The 26,997-nt window shown below is 50.2% G+C and carries 25 protein-coding genes; 7 read left to right on the top strand and 18 right to left on the bottom strand.

The window, feature by feature from the left end:
• Positions 1-28: 28 nt before the first annotated feature.
• Positions 29-496: a hypothetical protein gene (locus Q1B04_RS17545; RefSeq protein WP_299761289.1), complete on the top strand. Its 468-nt coding sequence runs from the start codon at positions 29-31 to the stop codon at positions 494-496.
• Between the two features lie 175 nt (positions 497-671).
• Complete coding sequence (locus tag Q1B04_RS17540) at positions 672-1,043, top strand: hypothetical protein (RefSeq protein WP_299761286.1); 372 nt, start codon at positions 672-674, stop codon at positions 1,041-1,043.
• A gap of 197 nt (positions 1,044-1,240) precedes the next feature.
• Here the strand turns inward: Q1B04_RS17540 and Q1B04_RS17535 are convergent, their stop codons facing one another.
• The 7 genes from Q1B04_RS17535 to Q1B04_RS17505 form a co-directional block, all read right to left on the bottom strand.
• Positions 1,241-1,852 carry a DUF2911 domain-containing protein gene (locus Q1B04_RS17535; RefSeq protein WP_299761283.1) on the bottom strand — a complete coding sequence of 204 codons (612 nt, stop codon included), beginning with the start codon at positions 1,850-1,852 and terminating at the stop codon, positions 1,241-1,243.
• A gap of 74 nt (positions 1,853-1,926) precedes the next feature.
• Complete coding sequence (locus tag Q1B04_RS17530) at positions 1,927-2,730, bottom strand: PepSY domain-containing protein (protein WP_299761280.1); 804 nt, start codon at positions 2,728-2,730, stop codon at positions 1,927-1,929.
• 125 nt (positions 2,731-2,855) lie between these two features.
• Positions 2,856-3,107, bottom strand: coding sequence for a hypothetical protein (locus Q1B04_RS17525; RefSeq protein ID WP_299761277.1), 252 nt, complete (start codon positions 3,105-3,107; stop codon positions 2,856-2,858).
• A gap of 201 nt (positions 3,108-3,308) precedes the next feature.
• Complete coding sequence (locus tag Q1B04_RS17520; RefSeq protein WP_299761274.1) at positions 3,309-3,572, bottom strand: hypothetical protein; 264 nt, start codon at positions 3,570-3,572, stop codon at positions 3,309-3,311.
• Positions 3,573-3,587: 15 nt separating this feature from the next.
• Positions 3,588-4,592: a potassium channel family protein gene (locus tag Q1B04_RS17515; RefSeq protein ID WP_299761271.1), complete on the bottom strand. Its 1,005-nt coding sequence runs from the start codon at positions 4,590-4,592 to the stop codon at positions 3,588-3,590.
• Positions 4,593-4,692: 100 nt separating this feature from the next.
• Positions 4,693-7,170 (bottom strand): multicopper oxidase domain-containing protein, encoded by a 2,478-nt coding sequence (locus tag Q1B04_RS17510; RefSeq protein ID WP_299761544.1) that lies wholly within the window; start codon positions 7,168-7,170, stop codon positions 4,693-4,695.
• Between the two features lie 218 nt (positions 7,171-7,388).
• Positions 7,389-7,514: a hypothetical protein gene (locus Q1B04_RS17505; RefSeq protein ID WP_299761268.1), complete on the bottom strand. Its 126-nt coding sequence runs from the start codon at positions 7,512-7,514 to the stop codon at positions 7,389-7,391.
• Between the two features lie 528 nt (positions 7,515-8,042).
• On the opposite strand from Q1B04_RS17505, the gene Q1B04_RS17500 reads away from it, so the two are divergent.
• Together Q1B04_RS17500 and Q1B04_RS17495 are read left to right on the top strand one after the other, a co-directional pair.
• A complete protein-coding gene (locus Q1B04_RS17500) occupies positions 8,043-8,936 on the top strand; it encodes a Rieske 2Fe-2S domain-containing protein (RefSeq protein WP_299761265.1) in 894 nt (297 codons plus the stop codon).
• A 72-nt stretch (positions 8,937-9,008) separates the two neighbouring features.
• On the top strand, positions 9,009-10,016 hold the full coding sequence (locus tag Q1B04_RS17495) for a potassium channel family protein (protein WP_299761262.1): 1,008 nt from the start codon (positions 9,009-9,011) through the stop codon (positions 10,014-10,016).
• A 735-nt stretch (positions 10,017-10,751) separates the two neighbouring features.
• On the opposite strand, the gene Q1B04_RS17490 is transcribed toward Q1B04_RS17495, so the two are convergent.
• From Q1B04_RS17490 to Q1B04_RS17440, 11 genes are all read right to left on the bottom strand, one after another.
• On the bottom strand, positions 10,752-11,111 hold the full coding sequence (locus tag Q1B04_RS17490; protein ID WP_299761259.1) for a hypothetical protein: 360 nt from the start codon (positions 11,109-11,111) through the stop codon (positions 10,752-10,754).
• Positions 11,112-11,115: 4 nt separating this feature from the next.
• Positions 11,116-12,360 carry a hypothetical protein gene (locus Q1B04_RS17485; RefSeq protein ID WP_299761256.1) on the bottom strand — a complete coding sequence of 415 codons (1,245 nt, stop codon included), beginning with the start codon at positions 12,358-12,360 and terminating at the stop codon, positions 11,116-11,118.
• A complete protein-coding gene (locus Q1B04_RS17480) occupies positions 12,357-13,982 on the bottom strand; it encodes a DUF4396 domain-containing protein (protein WP_299761253.1) in 1,626 nt (541 codons plus the stop codon). Before Q1B04_RS17480 ends, Q1B04_RS17485 begins: the two co-directional genes overlap by 4 nt.
• 10 nt (positions 13,983-13,992) lie before the next feature.
• Positions 13,993-14,331 carry a hypothetical protein gene (locus Q1B04_RS17475; RefSeq protein ID WP_299761250.1) on the bottom strand — a complete coding sequence of 113 codons (339 nt, stop codon included), beginning with the start codon at positions 14,329-14,331 and terminating at the stop codon, positions 13,993-13,995.
• A 2-nt stretch (positions 14,332-14,333) separates the two neighbouring features.
• The gene (locus tag Q1B04_RS17470; RefSeq protein WP_299761247.1) at positions 14,334-15,938 is read right to left on the bottom strand and encodes a hypothetical protein; all 1,605 of its coding nucleotides are present in this window, start codon (positions 15,936-15,938) and stop codon (positions 14,334-14,336) included.
• A gap of 151 nt (positions 15,939-16,089) precedes the next feature.
• Complete coding sequence (locus Q1B04_RS17465) at positions 16,090-17,448, bottom strand: PQQ-dependent sugar dehydrogenase (RefSeq protein WP_299761244.1); 1,359 nt, start codon at positions 17,446-17,448, stop codon at positions 16,090-16,092.
• A gap of 123 nt (positions 17,449-17,571) precedes the next feature.
• Positions 17,572-18,396, bottom strand: coding sequence for a DsbA family protein (locus Q1B04_RS17460; protein ID WP_299761241.1), 825 nt, complete (start codon positions 18,394-18,396; stop codon positions 17,572-17,574).
• Positions 18,397-18,417: 21 nt separating this feature from the next.
• Complete coding sequence (locus Q1B04_RS17455) at positions 18,418-19,362, bottom strand: manganese catalase family protein (RefSeq protein WP_299761238.1); 945 nt, start codon at positions 19,360-19,362, stop codon at positions 18,418-18,420.
• Positions 19,363-19,526: 164 nt separating this feature from the next.
• Complete coding sequence (locus Q1B04_RS17450; RefSeq protein ID WP_299761235.1) at positions 19,527-19,871, bottom strand: hypothetical protein; 345 nt, start codon at positions 19,869-19,871, stop codon at positions 19,527-19,529.
• A 690-nt stretch (positions 19,872-20,561) separates the two neighbouring features.
• On the bottom strand, positions 20,562-21,353 hold the full coding sequence (locus Q1B04_RS17445; protein WP_299761232.1) for a hypothetical protein: 792 nt from the start codon (positions 21,351-21,353) through the stop codon (positions 20,562-20,564).
• A complete protein-coding gene (locus tag Q1B04_RS17440; protein ID WP_299761229.1) occupies positions 21,340-21,588 on the bottom strand; it encodes a hypothetical protein in 249 nt (82 codons plus the stop codon). The genes Q1B04_RS17445 and Q1B04_RS17440 overlap by 14 nt, the downstream gene beginning before the upstream one ends.
• A 280-nt stretch (positions 21,589-21,868) precedes the next feature.
• On the opposite strand from Q1B04_RS17440, the gene Q1B04_RS17435 reads away from it, so the two are divergent.
• The 3 genes from Q1B04_RS17435 to Q1B04_RS17425 form a co-directional block, all read left to right on the top strand.
• Positions 21,869-23,461 (top strand): site-specific DNA-methyltransferase, encoded by a 1,593-nt coding sequence (locus Q1B04_RS17435; protein ID WP_299761226.1) that lies wholly within the window; start codon positions 21,869-21,871, stop codon positions 23,459-23,461.
• 3 nt (positions 23,462-23,464) lie between these two features.
• The gene (locus Q1B04_RS17430; protein WP_299761223.1) at positions 23,465-24,511 is read left to right on the top strand and encodes a virulence RhuM family protein; all 1,047 of its coding nucleotides are present in this window, start codon (positions 23,465-23,467) and stop codon (positions 24,509-24,511) included.
• Positions 24,512-26,997: DEAD/DEAH box helicase family protein (locus Q1B04_RS17425; RefSeq protein ID WP_299761221.1), on the top strand; the 2,486-nt coding region annotated here is incomplete at its 3' end.

The following is a 26,997-nucleotide window of genomic DNA, read 5'->3' as shown; positions in this document are numbered from 1 at the left end:
GAATCAACAACGTAAACTTTTAAAAACTATGAAAACCACAATAGTCAATTCGATCATTCTTCTCCTCCTGAGTATAACCGCTTGTCAGCAGGAAGCCAGCGTGCAGACAATTATGCAGAATGAAGCGCAACGCAAGGAAGTGTATAACATGATACTGGAGGATGATGAGATGAACAAAGAGATGATGCAGGTAATGCGCGAAAAAAACAGCGGTGATATGATGGGAGATGCCGGTATGATGGGCAAAGGCCACATGATGATGGGTGACAGCGCCGGTATGATGGGAGGCATGGACCAAGGCCAAATGCGCAACATGATGCAGCAGATGATGGCTGCCTGCGCCCAGGACTCCGCTAACTGCAGTATGATGTCCGGAATGATGATGGGCAACAGCGATATGATGCGGAACATGATGCAGCAGATGCGCCAAAAGGGTATGATAGACGATGCCTGTATGCAGCAAATGGTGAATAGCATGAGCCAGATGAAAAAGTAAGTCTACTCGGCTCAGTAAGTATAGAGGCATTAACTTAACCAGGCTCAGATCGATCAGTTCTTGGCCTGCTTAGGTTAACGCCTTTACCTTTTAGTTATGCTAAAAAATACCTTGCGGCTTTAATGTCGTAGAACTAGTTGATATAAAGTATTTTTTAAAAATCAATCCTGAAACTATGAAAAGCTATTTTGTACTATTATTAGCTGTGGCACTTATTAGTGCCACCGGGTGCCAGAAAGATGTGAACGTGCAAAAGGTTATGGAAAACGAGGCTCAAAGAAAAGAAGTCTTCGATATCATCATACAGAACCCCGAAATGCATAAGCAGCTTATGTCCGAACACATGAAATCAGGAAAAATGGAGATGATGATGGACAAGGATAAGATGCACAAGGGGATGATGATGAAGAATGATAGTGCTGAGACGATGGGTGGGATGAATAAAACCAAAATGCACCAGATGATGGAAAACATGCGCCAAAAAGGTGTGATGGACGAAGCCTGCTATCAACAGGTGATGATGAACATGAAAAAGATGGATAAATAATCAATTTAGGCTTTTATCGCTCCTCAAATTAAAAGGACAGGGGCCAACTGCTTTAAAGCTACTGGCCCCGTCTTTCTATTTGAGGCTACCAAGATATTTTGGTCCTAATAACCAGTATCAATACCAAGTTTAATGTAACGCACTCTTTTTACCGCTGAATTCAAGTAGAAAAGCGGGGCCTTTGTACGGCTGAAAAGCTAAGATCCGATTTCAACCGGTACCTCAATCCTTAATTTATCCCAGGAAATCAGGATGTTGCCAGCTGCACCGGATATGCTATTTATTTCATACTTTAGTCTTTCCTGGTGCTGCTCAAATGTAGTTGGTTTTACCTGAACACGCACAAGATCATCCTGCTGGTCATAGTTGTCTGCCAGGTGCTGCTTGAAGTTTTTGTTTAGGATCACGGTCCATTCTTCACGGCCCGGAATCGTGAACAAGGCATACTTGCCTGCAGGTATTTGCTCACCGCCAATAACAAGTGCCTTATCAGTTTCGAGGGTTGTAGCCATGTGCGCGCCGGTTACCCATACCTGATCGTACGCTACCAGTCCACCCCAGATGGTACGCCCTTTAACGCCAGGTGCATGGTAGGTCAGCTTCAGATTTGCCTCCCCTATCTTGCCGGTTGCTTCAGATGGGATACTGCCTTTGATAGTGTCCTGCAAGGCCATGGTGTTTTCAGGTGCTTTTGCCGCTACAGGCGCAGCTGTCTGCTCCTGAGTTGTTTCCTCGTTATTATTTGTACAGGCCGCAAATACAGCAGAGGCCGTAGCTACCAGGGCAACTAGCCGTAATGATCTCTTCATGGAAAAGTTTTAAATGAATGAGTATAAAAGTGGATTTGCAAATATAGCGCTTCTGCTAGTATCCCGTACTTCGCTTACGCCCTTATCTTTTTCTTTACTTTTCTTACGGAAGGTGAGGAAACATAATACAGCACAAAACCGGAAAGTACGGTAAGCAGCCCAAAGATCGAAAATGCCCTTAGCAGAATATTGCCGAAGTTGTCACGGCCTTCATAATCCATAGTGTGCAGCATCCAAAAGAAGTCGAACACACGCCACTGGTTATGGCGAATAGCCTGGAATGTGCCGAGTTCAGCAGAAACATATACTGTGCAATTATCCGGTTGGCTGAATGTAACGGCCCAGGCAGGCAGGGGTTTTTCGCGGTACTCATGATGCGAGCCAACTTCCGTCAGGTACTCCACTTTATCTACCTTAATAGGGTTTGCCAGCTGATTACGGGCAACGGTTACGGCCACATTTTCAGAAAGAGGGGCAACATATTCACCTGTTTCGGCATTTGCCAGCCGCACTTTAACATTGGTGGAATGGTTTGGCTTGTGCGAATTTGCCTCATGTGCTGCGTGCTCCAGTTCACCCGAAAAATACCGGATCTGGTAAGTAGGTGTTCCGGCGATTTCAATTAGTTGAATAGACAACACCGAGTCAACCTGGCTTTTTTCATGCAGGGTTTCCAGCACCACCTGCGGCGACACCATACTCATGGAAGCAGGGAAATACTTTTTTTCACCCCGGAGATGATCCCCGTGTACTTCACCGATGTCGTTCCAACTAAAATAAAGTCCGCCGAGGGTCCAGAAAAGAAATTGAACACCCAGTATAACGCCTAAATAACGATGGGACTTGCGGACATAGTATTGGTTACTTCTTAGTTTCATTAGGCTAATATAACACCAACTCTATAGCTAACTCAATGTTAACTAACCTGAAGGTAACATAAACGTTACTAAAAGGCCCTATATTAAACAAGATAAGTACCTGGACAAGGCTGAGCACCAAAAGTTTAGCGGTTCACAGCCTCCCTGATAGACACCGTCTCCATTTTACCGTCCTTCTCCATACGCTCTACGCGAAGCCACGCACCCTTTTCGGTTGAGGCCTGCTTAAGCGCCCGTACCACATGCGGGGTAACCTTAGGGTACAGAAGTGTCGTGTTACCGTCTTTGCCCACCAATCCGTAGCCGCTCTCCAAGCAATGCCCTATGAGTACACATGATGTGGTATGCTCTGTGGCTGCTTTTCCCAGCCGCTCCACTGGGACAATTCGGAGGCAGGCAGTATTAACTAAATATCCTTCCAGCGTTTCCTTTATACTGTCTTGTTTTGTTTCTATCCTTTAAGTTGCATCGGATTTAATGGCTATCTGTATCAAGACAGCCGTCTTGTAGTACTTACTGGCCCATCGATCTGATAACGTCTCTACACCGTAAGGCTTCTGATTATGTTTTGTGTTTTTTCACACCACCCCGGACTTTTCCTTCGGCACAACAGAGCCAGACATTATTTTCATGATTCCAAAATCAATTACGTTTAAGGACTTTCCATCTGGAGAAAGCCGGATACCAACAGGTCGTTCAATGCCTTTGATGCCAAGTTCGCTTGCCTGCCTGTTTTCTTTTCCTTCGTTGGTCATAAAATCCTGTAGTTTGCCGGTTGCCAAATCCACCGCCACCACTTTGTGCCCGCCATGGGAGGTCATCTCACCGGTTGTGGGCGTCATGTCACTATCGCAAGCTCAATTGCCTTTGGCTCCGGGCCAAGCCCAGGCGCTGTTTTGTAGGTAGCCATACATCTTCTTTCTCCTTTGCGCTTGCTCCCCAAACTTTTTCTGATACTCCCCCTCTTCTACCGTTGGTATGCTCTTCCTCTTAAGCTTTGTTAAATCAGGGATGGGAGGCACTTCGTTTGAGGGGCTGATGTAGGCCCCGCTAAGTGTGTCTAGGAAAGTTTGGATAGAGCTGCGCGTACTCTTGAGGATAGTGCCTGCAGGGTGGTGCACTTCCGGGACACCATATGTAATCGTCATAAGCGCATCGTCAAGTATAGCCAGCGCTACCGCATTTGCCTTCTGCGATTTGGCTGCGTGGTAGTAGTGCAAAATGGGGTAGGCCATGTGCTTCTCAGACAAGTTAGCAAGGCTCGTTGAGAGGCTGGAGAGTTGCAGTTCTATATCACCGAAGTCTTTACCCGTCCACTGCGCAGTGACGAACTCCTCCGGGCTTTTCCCGATGCTGCTTACCTGGCTCGCAAAAGACCGTTTTACCGTTACTGCTGAGACTACCTGCAGAATGTAGGTTACGGCAAGCGTGACCATGGCCATACCTCCAAAAGCCACTACTGCACTGAGCAACTGCCAAGTATTGGACTGAGGGGTAAAGTCGCCGTTGCCAACCGAAAACATCACATAGGTGATGTACCAAAGCCGACCAACAAAACCGGGGTACGCTTTGGTAGTCGGATTCTGTATAGCATGTGGGGCAGCATAAAAAATTAAGGTCCACCCCAGAATAATCATTATGATCCACAAAGAAATGGTAGAGACCAAAATGACAGGGCCAGAAAGGCTTAGCAGCTTATGGTTGCGCCTGCCCAACACGCACTGCATTACTTTCCATATTAGGGTAGTGCCGCGGCCGGTAAGGGGTGCCGATGTACCATCCACCCATAGGGCAGTCCAGAGGCCTTCCACAAAACCCCAGAGTGCTAACACAATGCCGCTAATCAAGTAAAAGTAATCCATAAGTGTGGACGTCTATTCTTCTTGGCAATCATTAATGGTTATACCTTAAGCCTCTTTACAAGCATTTTAGTAGCTTTTGTTGTGCGGGCATAAACCTATTTCAAAACCGCACTGTCAGGCCACCGCCCGCCCCAAAGCGGTTGTCGTAGCTACCCATTAGTGAGAAGGTCTTGGACAGGAGGTATTCAAGCCCTATATTCCAAGTAGCTTCGCTCCTATAGTTGTCTACTTTACCTGTGCCTTCTTCCGGTTCAAAGTCATTTACCCACCCAAAGTCAGCTTGGTACTCATACTCCCCAAACAGGAAGGTGCGCGGAAAGATCAGCACCTCGCGGCTTAGGCTCACCTGTGGCCGCAGTTTGCTGTCCAGGCGCACGTCGAGATTGAACATATAGGGCGTGAGGTACCGGATACCGGCAATGACTGTGGTCTCGACGGCATCCATACTGTTCTCCTCCTCATTCTCCACATTCACCCCGGCAAATACGTTCAGGTAATCATACAGGAACCTGCCGTAGGTAAACTCCGCCTCCAGGTTCTTGTTCCACCCATACTCAGCGGAAGCCACGAACTGGTTCCGAAGGTTAGACAGCACAAGCCGGGTCTCGCCCATGTGGGAGGCCACATCGGCGGCACCCCAGAAGAAGAAGTGGTTGCTCTTGTTTGTCAGGATGTTGAGCGGATACATTTTCAGGCGCGGGTCGCGGGGCGTGTCGTAGCTGAAAATGCGGGCCATCCCGGCATCGAGGTGGTAAAGGATATGACAATGGAAAAACCAGTCGCCGTACTCGTTGGCATCGAACTCGATCACCACCTTCTGCATCGGCGCCACGTTCACCGTGTGCTTGAGGGGTGAGTACTCGCCGTGCTCATTGATCACCCGGAAAAAGTGCCCGTGCAGGTGCATCGGGTGGTGCATCATGGTTAGGTTGTTGAGCGTGATGCGGGTCACCTCGCCCTGCCTTATCTTGATCTTATCGGCCTCTTTCAGTGGCACCCCGTTCATGCTCCAGATGTAGCGCACCATGTTTCCGGTCAGGTTCAGCAGAATCTCCCTCACAGGCTTGTCCGCTGCAAAGTCAGTTGGTTCAGGAGCCTTTAAATAGTCGTAGTTGTACTCCGCAAACATGTCCATGCCCGGCATTCCCTCGTGCTGCATCCCGATTGCTTTACTGGCCTCCTCCTTACTCACCTGTGCCTGGCCATGCATGGTGTGGCCCATTTTCGCGTGGTCCATCTCCATGGCAGCAGCTGTATCCGTGGGTGTGACCTCTTTTACTTTTTGGTGCCCGGTAGCATGTTCCATTTTCGAGTGGTTCATTTGCTTGGCGGCTGCCGTATCTTTCTTCATCTCCATCTGATGCTCATGGGGCATTGGCTCCGTTTGCTGCGGCTCCTGCTTCATGTCCATACCCTTGCCAGGCTCTATCCCTTTGCCGTGTTTCATGGGCGTGCCTTCGCCCATTTGCATTTCTTCGTCCATCTGCATCCCCCACTCCTTCATCATCTCGTATGGCTCTTCCTCGCTGGGGTTGAATTTGGTGGCGGGCGCCCCCATTTTCATGTCCATGGCCGCCATCTGCTGCATCATGGCGATCTTATCGGGCCGTGGCACATCTGGGGCAGGAATAACGGTCCCCTGGCCAAAGAAGGCGGATGTATGGCCGGAGCCGTCCTGCACGGTGGCCTTCATTTCAAGCTTGCCGGTAGCCGGAATGGTAATGATAAAGTCGTATGTTTCGGCTACGGCAATAAAGGTGGGGCTGTGCTGCACCGGCACCACGTCCAGGCCGTCAGCCGCAATCAGGAGCGGTTTGTCTCCGCCAAAGGTCAGCCAGAATTGGCTGGAGGCAGCGGCATTGATCACCCGCAGCCTTACCCGTTGCCCCGGCTCAAACTCCGGGTACTCCCGCACAGGCTCTCCGTTGGTCAGGAAGGCGGGATAGTAGATGTCGGCGATGTCGGCCCCTTCCATCCGTTGCTTCCAAAAGTTAAGCTGCGCCCCCAGCGCTCCCCTGGCAATCACCATGTTGAGCGGGGTGGAAGTGCCTTTCTGAATGTCGTATATTTCCAACCCCCGCTTCAGGGTCTTCAGCACATTTGAGGGTTTTTCATAGGTCCAGTCTGAAAGAACCAGTACCAGGTCTGTGTCGTAATCCATCCGCTCTTCCCTGTCCTCAATCACAATGGAGCCATACACGCCCGACTGCTCCTGAAGGCCAGTGTGCGAGTGGTACCAGTAGGTGCCGGCGTGCTTCAAAGGAAACTCATAGGTAAAGGTTTCGCCGGGTGGGATGGGTGGTGTGGTGAGGTAGGGCACACCGTCGTGAAAGTTGGGAACCAGCAAACCGTGCCAGTGCACCGAGGTCTCCACGTTCATCTCATTCTTTACGTGCATCACGGCATAGTCCCCGTTTTTAAACCGTAGTGTCGGGCCGGGGATGGTACCGTTGATGGTCATGCCCTTGCTGCGTTTCCCGGCAATTTTTACTTCTTTCTGGTCAATCGTAAGGTGGTATACGACGGTGTCTGTCTGAGCAACTGCTGTTTTCCCGAAGAGGGAGAACAGAATTAGCAGCAAGACAGCCAGACTATGTTTTTTATTTTTCAAGGTGTGTTCTTATTATTCTGCTCCACTTAGTTTTACTCCTTACGTAGATTCCGTTAGAGTAATGTAAACTTGAAGGTTATCCCCTATCACCGGAGCGACTGCATTTACTCCGGTTGATAGAGGTGTCTGCTGCTACTTTGTAAAGCAGCATTCTGTACAATAGCATATCTGTTTTTCGGGGCCTCCTATAAATAGGTGGTGCCCACGTCCTCCTCTTCTCCCGTTGCAGGATCATCTACGTCGGTGTCGCCATCAGCCGCTGCCCACCAGATAAGGAATATTGCTACCGCATTCCAACAGTCCAGTACCATATTCGTTTGTTTTACCTTGCACTTGGTTCTGCTCTCATAGTCCTTAAAGTTTGATATAAGTATACTTACTTTAGTGAGAATCAGTCTGCGGCAGGAGATTAACCTGTTCCGTGATCGTACAGCCGGGCAACTTGTAGCGACCATTCGCAGCTCCTCTGTTGTATTACTTTTAGCTTTATACCAGTTGTTTAACCTTACCGTTTTATATATTTCTGTTAAATATTTATACAAACGTGGTCATAAGTGCTGCTCAAGCAGCACTACGCATAGGGTTAGCAGAAACGAAGGGTTGATTCAACAGAGCTGCGTTAACTTGCTGTATAAGTTGTCAGAAAGTGCTGTGTAAGTCTGATGGGCTTTCTCTTCCGTTTGTGTTTCGGTCAGCAGCTGCCGCATAACAGCGCTGAAGCATAAGTGAAGTAGAGCAACACCTGGCAGGCTGGCAAGTAGGCAAAGGCAGGAGCCCACAGAACACCGTCTATAAAATATACGTTGCAGGTAACATATGCATCACAAGAAGGAAAACCGATGAATCAGAAAACTCTTTTCTACACCATTTCGCAGCAGGAGTGGCTTGACACTGCTGGCGACACAGTACAGCCTGCTGTTTTGAAGGCCTTCGAAGCGGGCGGGAAAGCAGGCCGGAGCATCAAGAACGCGCTACACGGGAAATGGCTCGGGCACCCGCTGCATCCCGCCATAACGGATGTGCCGGTGGGCGCGTGGACAACCGCTGCGGTTCTGGACGGGTTAGAGCTAATGGGCAAAGAAAAGTACACTCCTGGCGCGGATGCAGCCGTGGCAGTCGGTTTGGTTGGCGCGTTGGGAGCTGCTGTTACGGGGCTTGCAGATTGGACCGGAACCAGAAAAGAAAGACGCAAACTCGGGATGCTGCACGGCATGCTGAACGCCGGGGCGACTGCACTTTATGCAACCTCACTGCTCTTGCGCCGGCGAAAGCGCACGCGCGGCGTGGGCATTGGCTTGGCTATGCTGGGCTACGGTGTGGTAAGTGCAGGGGCTTACCTTGGCGGGCACCTCGTCTTTGGTAAACAGGTTGGGGTAGACCATACAGGGAACTCAGCCGTTTACCCGGAGGATTTTGTTGCTGTTTTGCGGGAAGATGAGTTAGAAGAAGGTCAAATGCGCTGTGTAGAGGCTGGGGAGGTGAAAGTGCTGCTGGCTCGAAAGAACGGAGACTTGTTTGCCATCGCCCACACCTGCTCACATTTGGGTGGTCCGCTCTCAGATGGAGACCTGATGGACAACTGCAGCGTGCGCTGCCCTTGGCATGGTTCTGTGTTTTCTCTGGAAGATGGCAGCGTGGTGGATGGCCCTGCAACAGAGCCACAACCCAAATTTGAGGTACGTGTCAAAGCTGGTCAAATCGAGGTTCGGTTGCCAGAGTCTGAAAACAAGTAGTCATCACTCTCAATAACCAAAAACCCAGTTTTGTGCTATCCGTTAAGTATTCGGAATTATCGACATACTTATATGAACAGCTTTTACTTCTTTTGTGGTGCTTTCCTGTTTTTAATAACAGCATTAGACATTATCAAAACCACACTTTCCTCAAGCGGTGGCGGAAAAATAACTAGTGTTGTTTCTAAAGGAGTTTGGAAAGGCTTTTATGTCGCCGCCGGTAAGAATGGTCGCAGTAACCTACTGGAGTACGCCGGGCTTGGAGTGTTAGTATCTATTCTTCTGGTTTGGGTGCTTGGGCTATGGGCGGGCGTGTTTGTCATGTTGTTATCTGACCCTGACTCTGTTTTAAAAAGCAGTACGCTGGCAAGTACAGGTCCCTTAGAGAAGTTATACTATGCGGGCTTTACACTCTCTACTTTAGGAGTTGGGGACTATGTTGCATCAACCAATTTTTGGCGCGTGATTACTACGGTGGCCGCATTCTCCGGGCTGGCTTTTATTACCACCTCCATCACCTACTTTATTCCGGTGCTGTCAGCTGTAGGCCTTCAGAGCAGGCTGAGTCTGTACATCAACAGTATGGGTACAACCCCGCTGCAAATCGTACAGAAAAGCTGGAACGGCCGGAGTTTTTCATCTTTCTTCGATAACACTTCTGACTTATGCCAGATGCTCATGCAGCATACGGTAAATCACCACTCCTATCCCGTTATTCACTTTTTCCACAGCAGTAAACAGAAGTTGGCTATTGTACGCGCTGTTGTGCTGCTGGATGAGGCGCATCAACTTCTAAAAAATGTAGTTAAAGAGGACGCAGGCATCGACAAACTGAAGCTACACATGCTGCAAACTGCGCTGGATGAATACCTGGAAATGGTGAAAGGAAGTTTTATAAAAAATGAGACTCCCAATGAGAAGGCTCCTAAACCTGATTTGTCTCAACTGAAAGCAAGTGGTGTACCACTCCAGGAAGGCAAATACTCTGATAATGCTTCTGGTCAGGAACTACAAGAGCGTCGGGAACTGCTCACGGTTATGCTGGAAAAAGATGGCTGGAAATGGAAGGATGTTTATTAGGCAACTATGAATATGTTTCTCGTTAATACAAATGTGATGCCCTTCGCTTTTCAAATATGGGCTTTGGGGCCAACACCTTCAGTAAAAGCCAACTGAAACCCAGGGTGACCGGCCATACTGTCTGTTTAAGTCGCAGCCAGTAAAACCAGCGCCACAACGCCCCCTGCCCACACCTTCCGATGCAGCAGAAAGTGGCTCCCTACTTTGAGCAAATTAGCAATACCGTTAAGCTATAGCGTGCAGGTGGCATACAGGTCGTGTTTGTCCTAAACTTGTTGTGCATGTTCTGGTAGCGTACCAATATGCGGGTGTACCAGGGTCGCTGCTACAACCCTTCCTAAGAACCCCGTCAGCAACAGAACCATCACCACCCAACGAACTCCCGTTTGAACACAAAAAAGGCAAGAAACTGAGAAACTGCTGCAAAAGGCAACAGCGTCACAGGTATGTGCACAAACAACGGGTGCAGGTTCTGGAAGTCATCGAAGTCAGCTACTATTTTCTCCGGGTAGCCCCATCCTTTACTCTTTCCGTTTCCTGATGCTGCTAAGTAGGGGTTGCGCTGTTTTGGTGTTAATCAACAAAAGCATTCGTAGTGTCCAGGCTTTCTCTTTCTTGTGCATGGATGTGCAAGGACACAAACAAAAAGCAGAAGGTATCCATTGACTTCAAAGCTAGCTTCATAAATGATATTAAAAATTACCTAAGAAGTGTTATGCTCCTGCTTTAGAAGCCTTAGCTCAAACCACTCCTGCTATACTTCCTGTGTTGCCTAAACATATGGCTTATCCCCATGAAGCTCCCAATCAGCCCGCCAACAGCGCTGCCAAGGACAAACCCCATAAACGCGGCAGCACCGTAACTGCCTGCGGCCATTTGCCCCAAGCCTACCACCGGCCAAACGCCAGAGGCCACCAACCAAGCCAAAGTACCCACTAATACACCGCCAACAAGGCCTCCCCAAAAAGCCCCTTTGCCAATGGCTGGGTGGTAGATCGGCCCTCCTTCCGGATCAGTGTTTAGTGTTGAAACTAACAGGTCACCGTCCGTCATTTTAGAATTTTGGTGCTTTTTATGGTTATTTTCTTGTTGCATAGCCTTATTCCTTTTTTTCCTGTAATGTGTCTGCTTTCGGTAAGTAAGCGGCTGTGTCTACCGGCACCTGATAAGGGGAGAGCAGCCGATCAACTGTCTGCTGTGCCTTTACGCTTACCTGCGTGGTATCCCCGATAATCCAGGCAAAGTTCAGGATAGTCTCCTGCGGACCTGTGGCGAAGGGCTTTACCATGGTCAGGTACTCCCGCACTTCGTTTGGGATGTTGTCAGGCTCTATCAGCAGCATGGGGCCGTGCTTGCCCATGTGGCCCAGCACAGCAGCGGGTATCATCCCCAGCAGGTTATCCGGTCGGCCCACGATAAAGTTATGCCCAGCCTGCGCAATGCCCCAGCCAAACATGCGCTCTTCCCATGCCCACCACCAGCCGTGGTTACGGCCATAGTCTTTGTAACCAGCGTTTACGGCGCTGGTGGCAGGCGGAGTAGGACCGAATATCCTGCGCACCAGCCCATACTGCGCCAGCTCCCGCGCCACCTTGTCCGAGATAACATCCGGCCCGCCTGTCAGGTACATAAAGCTACCGTGGTCGCCGTAGCGTTTTTTAAGGATCTCTCTGGTGGCAGTTGGAATAGAGTCGGTGTATACCCAGGCAAAGCCTTTGCCCATGTGCGCGTTCCACCCCATTGGCCCTAACCCATGCTGCATTCCTTTAGGGTGGTCCAGCGCGGTGATGATCACCTCATCCGGATGGTCAGACTTCAAGGCCGCCTGCCACCTGTCCAGCAGTTCTGCCAGCTTTACCGGGTCTGGTTCGTTAAAGGTACGCACCCGATATCCGAGCACCTCCCTTACTTTTTGCACCTCTGCTTCCGGCACGTTCACGGCATATACATCTGTGCGCTGATCCTGAAAAACACCGTCAGGGCTCAGGCGCTTCATCTCCCGCAGCGTTTGCTCTGAAAGCCTGCCGTCTTTGTTCAGGTAGAGCAGCGGGGCGTTTACGGGCATGTGCGTAATCCGGCTCATGGCGGTAAAGGCGATGGCCGCGTCCTGTGGACAGAGAATGATGGCTCCCACGGCGTTGTCCTCACGGGTTGCCGGGTACACGGTTTGCGTCAGCAGGATGGCCTGCTCTTCTGGCGAACTGCCTGGTATGCGCACAGTATAAGCTGTAGTCAGGGCCTGCTGCTGCAGCGGATGACTACCGCCGCCTGCCCCACCTTCCGTTTTGCCACAGGAATAGGCGAACAAAGTGATGAAAAGTATGTATAGTATCTTGCGTCTCATACGTTGCCAGGTTTTAGTTTCTTTCGGATCATAAGCCAGTTAAGTGGCCATGCTATCAGGAAGCCTACAAAAGATGCCAGCCAGACACTTCCGAACCACAGCACATCGTCCTCTTTGGGCATCATCGGCAGCTTGCTCATCAGCATGTACCAAGTGCCTGTCATCATACCTAAGCTAACGGCCAGCATACTGATGGCGGTAGTGATCAGCGCCATTTTATAAAGCATTTTATCCGGCATGTTGGGCATCATGGCCTTTTTCATGGGGTACTGTGCCAGTAGCCAGGCTGTGACTACTGCCAGCACGTACATGGCAATCATCATAATGGGCATACCCGCACCTAGCCAGAAAAAAGGCCCTTCCAGCCATTCAGGAAAAAATATGGGAAAGCCAAACCACACAAAAAGGAAGCCCACGGCTACCATGAGTGTGGCCCCGTAGCCAAAACCCATGGCCGTGGCTGTGGCGCTCTGCAACGAATGGGGCCGCAGCCAGCGCCACTCCCCCTCAGATGTTTTCCAGGTGGGTTTCCGGTAGGAGTTCAGGTATAAAACTGGCCCAAGGACGGGCAGTAAAAGGGAGCTCAGGCCCCAGGCAATCTTGATGGGCATTTTCACCATCGGCAAGGTGTAGGTGGCGTGCACCCACACAAAGATGGCCGAAGCCACGCCCCATACCACAAACAGTAAAAGAAGCGCTTCCATGTCACCGAGCGCTATGGGCCCCATGCTCGGGTACTCTGCCTTCTCCACTGAAAAGTCAAGCCTGCTTTGCGCCGCGTAGCTAACGCGGTTGCTCACCAGCCAGAAGTGCCGGAAGGGCCCCTCGGAAGGAGACACAAACCAATCTGACCGCTGCCCCCACACGTAGCTGTCGAGCACCCCTGGTAAGCCACCGTCTTCTTCAGCATACAGCAGCGTGGCGTTGTTGCTTCTGGCGTAAGGCAGGGCAGCCAGCCCCTGCAGGGCATCGCGCGGGGTAGTCACCACATAATGAAAGTAGCCGTTTTGCCGGTCGTTGGTTCTGCCCCAGCCAAATTCTGTTCGCTCGTCCCGGTACTTGGCCAGCTCTACCGCCAGCTCATGTGGCGTGTTGGCCGTTATCCGCTCCCGGTCCTGGAAACCCTCTGCCGCAGCGTCGGGTAAGAGTTCCTCCGGCCCAACCAAGTATGCTTTCAGGCTTTGGTAGCGCGCCGCGTTTTCGCTTAAAGTGCCCCGGTTCACAAACACCACAGGGGAGCCGTAGTAGTAGGCATAGTACAGGGCCGGGAGTGCCCATTGCAGGGCTTCTTTACCTCCTCCGGGAACAAGTATGACATGCTTTGGGGTTGGGTTTGACTTGAGCGACTGCCGGAAAAACGCCTCCCAGTTTTCTTCTTTGGGAGCCATATCAGCCGTAGTGGCCTCCGGGTAGGGAATGGCTGTTTTAAGGTAAGCGTGCAAGTCTGCCGCGTCGGCACTCACCAGACGGGTCACGTTTTTGGTGTGCGCAAAAAGCCTGCCTTCCTCGGCACCCGTTTCTGCCCACGGGGCCACTTCCAGATCTTCCTTTATCAGGTTAACAAGGCCAAATCCGATTACCAGTACAACAAAGAATGCTACTATTGGATAGGTCCATTTCATAGTTTTTGTGTTAGGTTATGATGAATGTCAGGAGCCACAGAAAGCCAAACATACCGACAAGGCTGTAGGCTATGGCAGCTCCCTTAAGCGTGTGAACCGGCTTTTTGCTCAGCAAGAGCCAGAGCCCGATCAGGCCTGCAATGGCCAGCATGACAAGCGTGTGGTAATGCTTCTCGGGCTGCTCGGTTACAAAAGCATAGATAATCAGGGAGAGATACCCCGCCACCGCCAGCCCTATATGGGCGAAGACTACCATCTTAGGGGGGAACCCTTTCATATTTAGCTCCATAAGTGCAAACACTCCAGCCAGAGCGGCACCAAAAAGGAATATGGCTGCTATTATATCCATGCTTATCTCTTGTTAGGTGATACTTTCCAGACAACCCCGGTAAAGGGATGGGCGTTCATGCCGGTGTCGTCGAACTCCACTGTTCCGAAATCCACAATGTAAAGGCTTCCGTCTGAAGCCCATTCCAGCTGTATTGGCCGCTCTAGCCCGCCACCCTGGTTGGCAGATGCAGGCAGCTTGCTTTTGTTATAGATGAAGTCTGTTACCTGCCCTGACTGCAGGTTTACCTGCTGCACCTTGAAGCCCGGCCAGTTAAAGTCCACATCGGAGGGAATTTCCCCTTCTTTGATATATTTAGGCAGGTGAGGGTGGTATTCCTCGCCTTTGAAGAAAGGGACAATGGTGCCAAACTCCGCCACCAGTATATTCTCTTTAGGCACGCCCATACTGCCCTGCCCAAACACCATGCCCTGTGCTGCGCTGTGCACCGGCATCTTTACCAGCGGCTGGCGCGGCCTGTCTTTCCCTTTCAGCAGCTTGCGGTGCGTTTCGGGGGTGAGCACGAAGTTGCGTTCCTCTTTCTTCACCATAAAGCGGGGGTCGGTGATGGGAAGGCCGCTGTAAAAATCCGGCCAGCCGTACCACTCGCCCTCTACCACCTCATAGACAGGCTCCCAATCGAAGTACAGGCCACGGGGCGGCATGGGATTGGCGCTGTTCATGGTGGTGATCAGGCGGCCATCGGGAGAGAAGCGATAGCCGAAGCTGGAGCGCAGGCCCCAGGCAATGCGCTTAATGCCGCTGCCGTCCAGGTTGCTCACAAAGAAAGCCCCGTTGCAGATCTCCTCCCCTTTCACAACCTGTCCAGGTTTGGTTTCCTCACCTAGTGCAGCATAGGCACCTGTTCTGACCGAATCGGCATCCACTAAATTTATCTTGTGCGTGGGTACCCAGTAGTTTTGTCCTGTCAGGGTGACATCCTCTCCAGGAATCTCGCGGGCATTGGGCTTGTTAAAAGTGTTGATGACATTCACCCAATGCTCCTCCAGCACGCCGCTGTTCCCTTGTGTAGAGAGGAAGAAGTACATCTTGTCGTCTTTGAAGATGGGTTTTGCATTCAGAAACTCCCCCCAGGAAGGCAAACCATTTACAATGGTTTTAAACTCCCCGCTTTCGAGGTTGTACACCGAGTAGCGGCTGCGGTGCGAGATGTAAAGGTTGCCTTTGTGGTAGGTAACTCCTGTTACAGGAGGAATGAGGCCTTCTTCCATTTCAGAGGAGCTTTCTGCCTGTCTTATCTCCTCCATAGGCACTACCCTGTCATACAGCACCTTGGTGGTGCCATCGGGTAGCATCTGCAGAATGCGCGCCTCCGGTGCACGGGCAGGTTTGGTGCCGTAGGTATGCCCGCCTGCCTCGGCAATGTAAGTGTTCCCCTGCTCATCAAAGGTGACATCCACAGGGTACGTTAACCCCGTGGCTACTGCCTCGATGCTGAACCCGCTTGGCACGACAATGTCAGCAGGGGTAATTTTACGCTGGCTGTCCTGCACCACTGTGCTTTCAGCTGCTTCTGCATCCTCATCGCCGCGTTGGCTCTCAGGGTTGTTACAGCTTGCCAAATGTGTAACAGACAGTACAAGAAATAGCTTGTAGAAATGACGCATAAATAAAGTTTATTTAAGGTTTTATACTTGCCAAGATGATGTGTACTACTTCTCAGCTATGAAAAACTTACAGGTGGGCGCAAGCTTACTTACTAAGCCAATAGTATGTTTGTTTTATATATTAATGTGTTAAATTTATATATTTTGCGAACTACTGTACAAGGTAGACTTTCCCGGTGTTCCCTACAGGGCCTGCCTTATCTGTAGTCAAAAGGTAAATCTCTCCGCTGTTGTCCTGCCCAAAGCCCAGCAGGTAATGGCCTAAAGAAGCATTCGGCATACTTTGGAAGTGCAATTTTCTGTAGTTCCAGGGGCCCTGCTCCCCCGTCATCTCAGCGGAGAATACAGCGCCGTCGGGCCTCTCGTGATGCTGCGTCCATACGCCGAACAAGTAGTTACCGCTAAGGTTGGCACGCATGCTGCCTCTGTACACATAGCCGCCAATGCCTACTATGCCCAAGCCTTCCTGCGGGTAGGACATGCTGTTCTTGAACTCGATTACGGGATCTATGAATTCATTGCCCAGGCTGTCTTTTTCCGGACAGTTTTCTAATGGTTCCTTGTTGTTGGCTGCGTTGAAACAGATGGTGCCTTCTTTTACATTCCAACCATAGTTGCCGCCTTTCCTGATTATATTGATTTCCTCGCGCAGGACCTGGCCGGCATCTCCTGCTATCAGCATGCCTGTCTCCCGGTCAAAGGAAAAGCGGTAGGGGTTGCGCAGCCCGAAGGCGTAAATTTCCTTCATGCCCCTTTTACCATCAGCAAAGGGATTGTCTGCAGGCACGCTGTAAGGTGAGCCGCTGTTGACATCGATGCGCAGAATACTGCCCAAAAGATTTTGCTTGATGTCCTGCCCGTTTCCTCCCTCATTGTCTTTGTACCAATCCCGCACATGGCCCGTGCCAATGTCGTTTTTGTTACCGCCGTCACCTATGCTGATGTACAGATAACCGTCCGGGCCGAACATCAGTGTCCCCGCGTTGTGGTTGTCCTGGGGCTGATCAACCTGCATCAGCACTTTTTCAGAGGCAGGGTCGGCATTTTCTCGATTGTCTCCTGTTGCCAGGTATTCTGCCACGACGCTGGTGTGGTCAAAGCCGTTGGGCGCTGATTGGCGCGAGGGAGCACTATAGTACACGAAGAACCTGCCGTTACGCTGAAACTCCGGATGGAAGGCAAGCCCCAGCAGCCCCCGCTCCTCATGTTCGTCTTTGAGCTTCACAATTTTACGCTTTAGGTCCAGAAAAGGCTCCGGCTGTAGCTGGCCATCCTTAACAACCCTGATCACGCCGACCTGGTCCACCACAAAAAGCCTGTCATCGTTGGGTGGCTGTGTCAGAAAAACAGGTGAAACCAGATCAGAGGCTATCATTTGCAGGCTTACCGAATCCACAGGTTGTTCGTCCTGTGAAGCCGCTGTGTCTGCGATGTCAGAAGAGGGCGTTGAAGTACACGCGTAGTTCAGAAACAGAGGAAGTGTAAAAATGAATAAGTATAGCTTTCTCATGGTCGATAGGTATAGAGGTTAAGTAAAAGTTAAAGAGGTGCTAATTCTGTCATGTACTATTATGCATCATATTTTAATCAGCTTATTACATTTCTGACCAGATTAGTAGTCATAGTGGTGAATTCAGGTTGTCTCTTTTGCAGGCTTTGGAGAAGCAGGGCCTTGCATCCTAAGAACTTCCTCTAACTCACGCTCCGTCATGCTGCCCCAGTACCTTCTGTATTCTGTCTCATCAGTGGTATGTGGTATAGGCTGCAGTTCTGGCGCCACCTGATGCAAAGCCTCCTCCAGTGCCTCGTATGGCCGGTAACCGATTATGATTACGCCCTGCCCTTCTCCCTCCCGTTTCATGGTAAGCGCCGGAAACCGGCTGATGCCATGCAGCCGCACCTGTTGCAGATCCTCCTCAAAAGCTTCTCTGGCAGCTTTGCTGCCCATATCCCGCTGAAGCCTGTCCACGTCTACCAATGCCTGGTTTTCTTTGTGAAGCTCTTCCCCCACCTGTTGCAGCACTTCCCAGTCAGCTATGTCTTTCCCGTGCAGCATGATCGCCTCCCGCAACTTGCGCAGGTACGCTTCCGCCGCCACCGGCGACTGCATCTCCGCCGCTTTCACAGCGATACAGGCAGGGTAAGAGGACTTTGGCGGATTTTCGTACCACACGCGCTCTCTTATCGGCATCCCGGATTTATACTTCGCCTCCAGCCATAAAGGCCCCATTTGCAGTGGGCGGCTTACGGCGTTCATGGGGTCGCTGAAGCTATCCCAATTAGGTATAAGCCCCCCCATTCGATAGCGCCACTTTACTTTGCCTTGATACGCAAAGCGCAGCCGTCGCCACTGCGGCTCCATGGCCCAGCTCCAGCAACAAAGAGGGTCGGTGTAGAACTCTATCTCCACCGACCCCGCTTCTTTTTTATTTTTTGGATTGTTCTTGATTTCTGTCATTCTATCAAATGTAACCCCTGCCTACAGGCAGTTCTGCGGGTATTCACACCAATGGTTCTCACCGCTTGGTACGGCTTTTTTAACCTGTTGGCTACGCTCTTTGCTCATCTCTTTGTCTTTCTTCTCTACGCTCTCCATGGTGCGGTCTGTGCCGCGCGGCCCGTGGTCGATCATACCGTTACTATCCACAATATGTTTAAACGGCTCCTGTACGTACTGCCAGGTCTCACCTAAGCCCGGGCTCTTGCCTTCGTTCCAGGGTCCCTTGGCATCGGCACCGTTGGAGAGGTTAAAGTAGCTGTTGCTGTAGCGCGGGTCTCCCTGCAGCACCCCCGGCGGGAAGTTAGGCTGTATGGTGCTTAAGGCTGCCTCAAACATCTGGTGGTGGGCAACCTCGCGGGTCATCAGGAAATTTAGCGTTTCCTTTACATAGGGATCATCGGTGAACTGCATCAGGTACTCATATACGATCTTAGCCCTGGACTCAGCCGCAATGTTGGAGCGCAGGTCCACGGTTGGGTCGCCGTTTGCGTTCACGTAGGTACCCGACCACGGCACACCCTGACTGTTGGTTACGGTGGGTCCGCCGCCGCTCAACACCAGGAACTGGGGGTTCATCATGGCGTTGTGGATGAAGTTCTCCTTCTTATCTTTGCCGTCCAGCAGCTGCATGATCTCCGCCTTTGCAGCAGCATCTTTTAGCTCCCCGTTTATGGGTCCCAGAAGCATCTGAATAGTGGCCCCCACAATCTCCAGGTGGCTGAACTCCTCAGTGGCGATGTCCATCAGCATGTCATACTTGTCTGGATGGGGCTGGCGCATGGCGAAGGCCTGTGTGAAATACTGCATGGCTGCCGCCAACTCGCCATTAGGGCCCCCAAACTGCTCCAGGAGCATACTGGCAAAAGCCGGGTCTGGCTTAGAGACGCGCGCGTTAAACTGTAACTCTTTTACGTGATAAAACATTTGTTTTCATGTTAGTAGTTAAACAATCAATTTAAATCAGGTTAATCTAAATAAAAGCCCACTCCGCACCTGTGCGCTTATATCCTTATCTGGCAGTATCTCTAACCTGCCAACCCATAGTACCTTACTTGATGTGATCATCCCGTCCGGCATAAATTTCTGTTTTAGCCCTTAATGGTAAAGCCAAAGCAGTCACTGCCAAACCCAGTATCGCCCCTGTTACACTTAAGCATGTGGTGCATGTGCAGCATTTGCTTACGCATATCATCCGACATGTTCATGTCTCTTTTCTTTTTACCTCCATCCCGATGACTTTCATGCCTGTAGTCACTTCTTTTGTGCGATTCCTGCTCGTCCTGCTGCTTACGCTTTTGCCCTTCGTCGCTGTGCATCTTTTTGTTATGCTCCCGAATCTGTTTCTCAGCCATAGGCCTGGTTACGCCGCGCATGCCCATGCCATCCTGATGCTTGCCGTTGCCTTGATTTTTATCCTGTTCTTGACCCAACATTCCAGTGTCTTTTAATTCATTGAAAGTCTGATAGCTAAAGGTAGAGCTGTCGCAAAGGAAGCAGCACTGCTTATCCTTAGTATAAGCAAGGGTGAAGAAAGGGTTATGGGTATAAGCCTTTAGCTAAGCAGTTGCCGCTATGCTACCCAATGAATAACTAATACTGCTGTGGCAGCATCCTAAAACAGGAGCAGCTTTAGTTATTTATTGGCACATAGTCTGTGCGTTACGTGCTTTGCTCCTGTTTTACAAAGCTTTATGCATATGGGTTTTGCATATTTGTGCACAATTTTTATATATTTTATGCACGAGGCTTGGAAACAGGTGCCTTTTATGAGCTGGCGACCAGGGTAATATTGTGTTGGGAGGCGCTGCGCTGGCCTACAAAGGTATTCCCATGCAGTAGGCGTATTGCGGAGCGAAGTATGCAGTGAAGGGTTTTTCTGAATCCCCGCGTACCGAACTGCAGCACTATAAAAATAAAGTGAAGCCCGCCATGATGCCCTTGGCTCGTTCGGGGAGCAGGCGACGAATTTTGGTCTATAGCTATGGGTGAGTCTTCATCGGAAAAAGCCTTCAACAACCATAGCTGTTGAGGCAGTATACTGCTGGTTCGGAAACGGTTTAAATAGTACTGCTTTTACGATGCTGATTGATTCCCAAGACTTCCTCGCCTGAATAAGTATTTGATTACCGGCTTTCTGAAACCTTGTTTGAATAGTATTCTATGAACCAGCTTGGAACGGTATCAGGGTCGAGTTCATCCCAGTCCTTTTCTCCTCTTGCATTCTTCTTAAAGTGCGCGAAGAGCTGAAAGCCCTCACCATCTCTGGAGTTATCGAAAAAGTAGGCCTGATAGGCCAATTGGGCAGCCTCGAACAGCAGGTCAAGCGAGCGAAAATATCTTTGCTCTATTTTATCTTCAGGCACATCATGACCTCCCTGCCGGGTTCTTACCTGCACCCTATATTTATTGATTTCGGGCGATTCGGTGGATACAAAGTACAGATAAACTTTATAGCCTGCCGCGGCTGCCTCCCGCATAATGTCAAGCTTAGAGGGGTGAGAAAACACGGTTTCAAAGGAAAATTTCTTCTTCTCCAGCAACAGCTTTTTCCTCAGGAAGTCAGCGATAATCTGTGCCAGCCGCTCGTTGGTTTCGGGTACAACAAGCTCAATTTTATTGTTGACAAGCCTGTAACAGCCTTCAAACTGGGACTGATCGAACCTCTCGTGGATAAGGCCAGATGATACCGCTATCTGGACAAACTCGTCATTGGCGACCTCGACACGGTATTGGTCAAAGGAGAAGCGGTGCTCCCGTAATGCTTTGGCAATGTCATCGGCATTTATATAAATGCCAAAGTCAACCGGAATCTGGCTGACTTTATAGGCTCTTACGGCGTTGATAATCGTGCTTTTGCCGGAGCCATTGGGGCCGGCAAACACTCTCAACCTGAGGTTTGAGTTAGTCGAGGGCAATTTGACTTGGGCGCGTTATATTTCTGATTTTGGTGATTCTGCTTTTAGTGCCATCCTGGTCCACGCGCACTACCCACCCGTTTTCTGCCTTCACTACGTAGCCTGCAACCTCCATAGCCCTTCTGGACGCTCTCTTTACTGCAGGACTGGCAGCCCGCACCAAAACACGCTTTGTAACGTAAGCTGTTTCCTTCTCGGCTGCACTCTTTTTAGCTGCTTTCAATCTGCTTTTCATAACCTAAAGATACAAGTTTAAAGTGTATTTTAACACTCCTCTCAATAAATACATCAACGTTCATGCCTAACTCAGGGTTAAGCAATATTTTGGCAGGAGCGAGGGCTGCTCTATAGTACGATTGCGGGAACAACGGCTTGCGGGGCTGAGAATTTTGCTAATGTGTTATACATAAGAACATTACACTACGGCAACTTTCAGGGCATATCACGACACACCTTATCTCCTAAATCCTTGCTATATTTACATCTTTATATACCACAGAAACCACCCTTACCCGATGCCTACGCTCCACTGGATTGGAAAAGAAAAAGTAGTAAACCACCACCGCGACGTGCCTTTCAGAGTACTGGAGCCTACTTATACTTTCACAACTGAACAGAATACTGCAGATGGACAATCCTCCGCAGCCGGAAATAAGATCATACACGGTGACAACCTGGAGGCGTTAAAGGCGCTACTGCCGGAGTACGAAGGCAAGGTAAAGTGCATTTACATTGATCCTCCTTACAATACCGGCAACGAAAGCTGGGTGTACAACGACAACGTTAACGACCCTAAGATGCAGCGGTGGCTGCAGCAGGTGGTAGGCAAAGAAGGCGAGGACTTGACCCGCCATGATAAATGGCTCTGCATGATGTACCCACGCCTGAAGCTGCTGCACAAGTTGCTGGCTAGTGATGGTGCCATTTTCATCTCAATTGATGATAATGCACAAGGTTTTCTAAGGCCTCTAGTGGACGAAGTGTTTGGCGTTGGCAATTTCGTTACTAACATCATATGGGAGAAAGCGGATTCTCCCCGCAACTCAGCTCGGCAGTTCTCTACTGACCATGATTATATCATGGTTTATTCTAAGAACACTGATTGGGTACCTAACAGACTTCCAAGGAATGAAGCTTCTAACTCCATTTATTCTAACCCAGACAAAGACCCTAGGGGCCCTTGGCTGCCCGGTGACCCGTATGCTAACAAACCTTACTCGAAGGGCTTGTATACAGTTGAAGGTCCGACAGGCAGATCTTTTTCTCCTCCGCAGGGAAGGTTCTGGCGTATCTCGGAAGAGAAGTTGCGCGATTTAGACAATGACGGTAGGATATGGTGGGGACCAAACGGAAGCGCTAGACCAAGTATAAAGCGTTACCTGTCTGAAGTTTCAGACCTTGTACCGCGTACTTTATGGAAGAAAGACGAGGTAGGAAGCAACAGAACTTCAAAGAATGAAATTAATCTTCTCTTTCCTGAGTCAGCTTCATTTGATACCCCTAAGCCAAGCCTGTTAATAGAACGAATTCTAAGGCTTGCTACCGACAAAGACTCTATCATCCTAGACAGCTTCGCGGGCTCCGGCACCACAGCTCATGCTGTGTTAAACCTTAATAAGGAAGACGGCGGTAATCGCAAATTTATACTTATTGAGATGGAAGACTATGCCGAAAGTATAACTGCAGAGCGCGTAAAGCGTGTAATGCAGGGGTATGGCGAAGGCAGTAAAGCAGTAGCAGGCACAGGTGGTGACTTTACCTATTATACACTAGGCCCGTGCTTGTTTGATAAGGAGAACAATCTGAATGAGGCAGTTGGGCTGGAGCGCATTCGGCAGTACATCTGGTATTCCGAAACCCGCAGCCCCTACCTTGCTTCTGTAACCGTCTCCGATGCACACTTTTTGGGCCGCCTGCACAGCACCGCCTATTACTTTGTGTACGAGCCAAACCAGATCACCAACCTGGATTATGACTTCCTGGCCACCGTCACCCATAAGGCAGAGCAGTACGTGATTTATGCCGATAACTGCCTGCTGCCCAAAGAGCTACTGCAGAAGTATAACATCGTTTTCAAAAAGATCCCAAGAGACATTTCAAGATTTTAAGATATGGCAGCAGAGCAAAACCCGCAGGAGTCAAACATCATCTTCTATACTACCCCCGATCATCAGATAAAGGTGGATGTATACTTTCTGGATGAAACTTTCTGGTTGAACCAAAAAAGGTTAGGGGAGCTTTTTGGCGTGGAGGTGCCAACGATAAACTACCACCTGAAAGAGATCTTTACAAGCGGAGAGCTGGATGAAGCGGCAACTATTAGAAAAATTCGAATAGTTCAGCAGGAAGGCACACGCCAGGTAAGCAGGGAGGTGGAGTTTTATAACCTGGATGCCATCATTGCGGTAGGTTACCGTGTCAACTCCTTCCAGGCAACCCAGTTCCGGATTTGGGCTACCTCTACCCTGCGCCAGTTTATCGTGAAAGGCTTTGTGCTTGATGATGAACGCTTGAAACAAGGCTACCACTTCGGCAAAGACTACTTTGATGAGCTGCTGGAGCGTATCCGGGAAATCCGAGCTTCAGAGCGCAGGTTCTACCAGAAAATCACCGACATCTACGCCGAATGCAGCATCGACTACGACCCCAAAGCCGCTTTAACACGGCAGTTTTATCAGACGGTACAAAATAAGCTCCACTGGGCCATAACTGGCAAAACAGCAGCCGAGCTGGTGGCAGGCCGAGTGAGTGCCGGGAAACCCAACATGGGGCTTACCACCTGGAAAAATGCGCCCAGTGGTAAAATCTTGAAGTCGGACGTATTAGTCGCAAAAAACTACCTTTCAGAAGCTGAAATGAAGTCGCTCAACCGTATCGTGACCATGTACCTGGACTTTGCCGAGCTACAGGCAGAACGGCAGGTGCTGATGACGATGGAGGATTGGGTGGTAAAGCTCGATGCATTTCTCCAGTTCAATGATTATCAAATACTGAAGGATGCAGGCAAGGTATCAAGTGAGGTAGCTAAAAAGCTGGCTGAAGGGGAGTACGAAAAATTTCGGGTAGTACAAGACAGAGAGTACACTTCCGATTTTGACAAAGAAGTAGAAAAGCTAAAAGCCAGTTCTAAAAAACCTAACAGACGAAGGGGAGCCTAAATGGAGTTAAAAGCGTATCAGCAGCAGGTAGTCCAGAACCTTGAAACCTTTCTGGAGTACACCCAACAGCACAAGCTGGTTGGGGAGGCCTTCAATAAGTATTGGGAGGACAAGATCGGCCCTTACAACCCGCTAACGGGCGAGGGTATGCGCCCCTACAAGAATAATGTGCCGGGGGCGGCCAGCATCTGCATTAAGGTGCCTACCGCCGGTGGCAAAACCTTTATTGCCTGCAATGCCCTGAGCACTATTTTCAGGGCCTTTCCGGTGGAGAAGCCCAAAGCGGTGGTATGGCTGGTGCCATGGAGCAACCTGCTGGACCAAACGGTAAAGAACCTGAGCGACCCGGATCACCCCTATCGCCAAAAGCTGGACGCGCTCTTCAACCACCGCGTAGAGGTATACCGGAAAGACGACTTGCTGCAGGGCTCCAACTTCAACCCGACGGTGGTGCAGGAGCAGCTCACGATCATCGTCATGAGCTTTGCCAGCCTGCGGGCTCGCCGTAAGGAAGACCGCAAAGTATATCAGGAAAACGGGCAACTGGCGCAGTTCGCACAACACTATAAAGACACTTCTCATCTGCTGGACAACACAGACGAGACGGCGCTGATCAACGTGATCCGGAGCCTTAACCCCGTGGTAGTGGTAGACGAAAGCCACAATGCCGAAAGCGACCTGAGCGTGGATATGCTACAGGCCCTGAATCCGTCTTTCCTGCTGGACCTTACCGCCACGCCAAAGGAGAACAGCAACATCATCAGTTTAGTACCCGCCATTGAGCTGAAGAAAGAGCACATGGTAAAGCTGCCGGTCATCGTGTATAACCACCACGACAAAACGGAGGTGGTGAACAGTGCCTTGCACCTGCAGCAGAACCTGGAGCAGCTGGCCAAGGCCCAACACAAAAACGGAGGCCGCTACATACGCCCTATTGTTCTGTTCCAGGCGCAGCCGCGCACCGGCGAAGACAACACCACTTTCGATAAACTGAAGCAGCAATTGCTTAAACTAGGCATTCCGGAGGAGCAGATCAAAATAAAGACTGCAAATAAAGATGAGCTGAAGGGCGTGGATCTGATGTCGGAAAAATGCCCGGTGCGCTTCATCATTACTATAAACGCTTTGAAAGAAGGCTGGGACTGCCCCTTTGCCTACATACTGGCATCCCTGGCCGACAAATCCTCGGCAGTGGATGTGGAGCAGATATTGGGTCGGGTGCTGCGCCAGCCCTATGTGATGAAGCACAGCCACCCCTTGCTGAACGTGTCCTACGTGCTCACAGCCTCGGCCAAGTTTAATGAAACGCTGCAGAATATTGTAAAAGGGCTGCAGGCATCCGGCTTCAGCAGCAAGGACTACCGCCACAAGGATGCACTTCCAGAGGCACCAAAGCCAGAGGAAACGCCCCAGCAATCGCTGAACAAGGCATTCTTCCCAGAGGAGTACCCGGAGACACCCGATGAGGACGAGATCGACACCGGTCGCATTAGCTATAGCCTTGATACCCCTTTACCTTCTACTGCTTCCTCTACCGTGATTTCACAGATTGAGCAAATGGCTGTGCAGCAGGTCGCTGAAACGGAGCAGCGGATAAAGGAACAGGAGAAATCGAACACTGACAACATCTTTTCTGAAATGGGTGAAAAAGTACAGCGTTACCAGATGCGGGATGCCTTTGCAGAAACGGCACAGCAGATAGTCTTACCGCAGTTTTTCCTGGAAGTACCCACCAGCTCTATTTTCGATATGGAAACAGGCTCTGCCCTGCTTAATCAGGAGGTGCTGTTAAAAGGTTTTAGGCTTTCCGATGAGGATACTAAAGTAGAGTTTGACAGCATCTCATCGGATATGTACAAGGTTGATCTGCATGAGACCAAGAAGGATGATTTCACCCCGTCTTTCGCCAAAATTGAGCAGCAACAGGTAAAGGATCCCATAGCCGAGTACATCCTGGCGAAGCCTAAGGAGAGCCAGGTAAAAGACATTGGTCACCAGATCATGCAGCTCATAGGCAACATGTACCCAATCGCTGAGCAGGAGGTAAAAATTTACGTGGAGCGGATTCTTTCCAGGATGACAACCGAACAGCTCCGGGATTTCCTGTCGCGCAAGTATAGCTACACCGATAAGATAAAGAAGAAGATCCGCTCACTGGCTGACGCCTATGCAGAGCAGCGCTTTAATGAGCAGTTAAAGATTGGAAAAATTACAGCGGCTGCAAGCTGGAAGTTTCCTGTGACTTTGGTACCTGGTGCACTGGGTGCGCCGGTTGCTAGCTCGCTGTACGAACGCGAAGGCAGCATGAGTAACTTTGAGCAGAGCAGCATTATGGAATTTGCTAGTCTGCCAAATGTGCTGTTCTGGCACCGAAATTTGGTGCGGGGCAAAGGCTTTGCAGTAAACGGATTTAAATCAAACCATTACCCTGATTTTATACTTTACACTAAGTCTGGCAGGGTAATACTTTTGGAAACGAAGGGAGA

Source organism: uncultured Pontibacter sp., from assembly GCF_947495565.1.
Classification (GTDB): Bacteria; Bacteroidota; Bacteroidia; order Cytophagales; family Hymenobacteraceae; genus Pontibacter.
The sequence above is the reverse complement of the archived record's forward strand: the minus strand, read 5'-3'. Positions and strand labels throughout refer to the sequence as shown.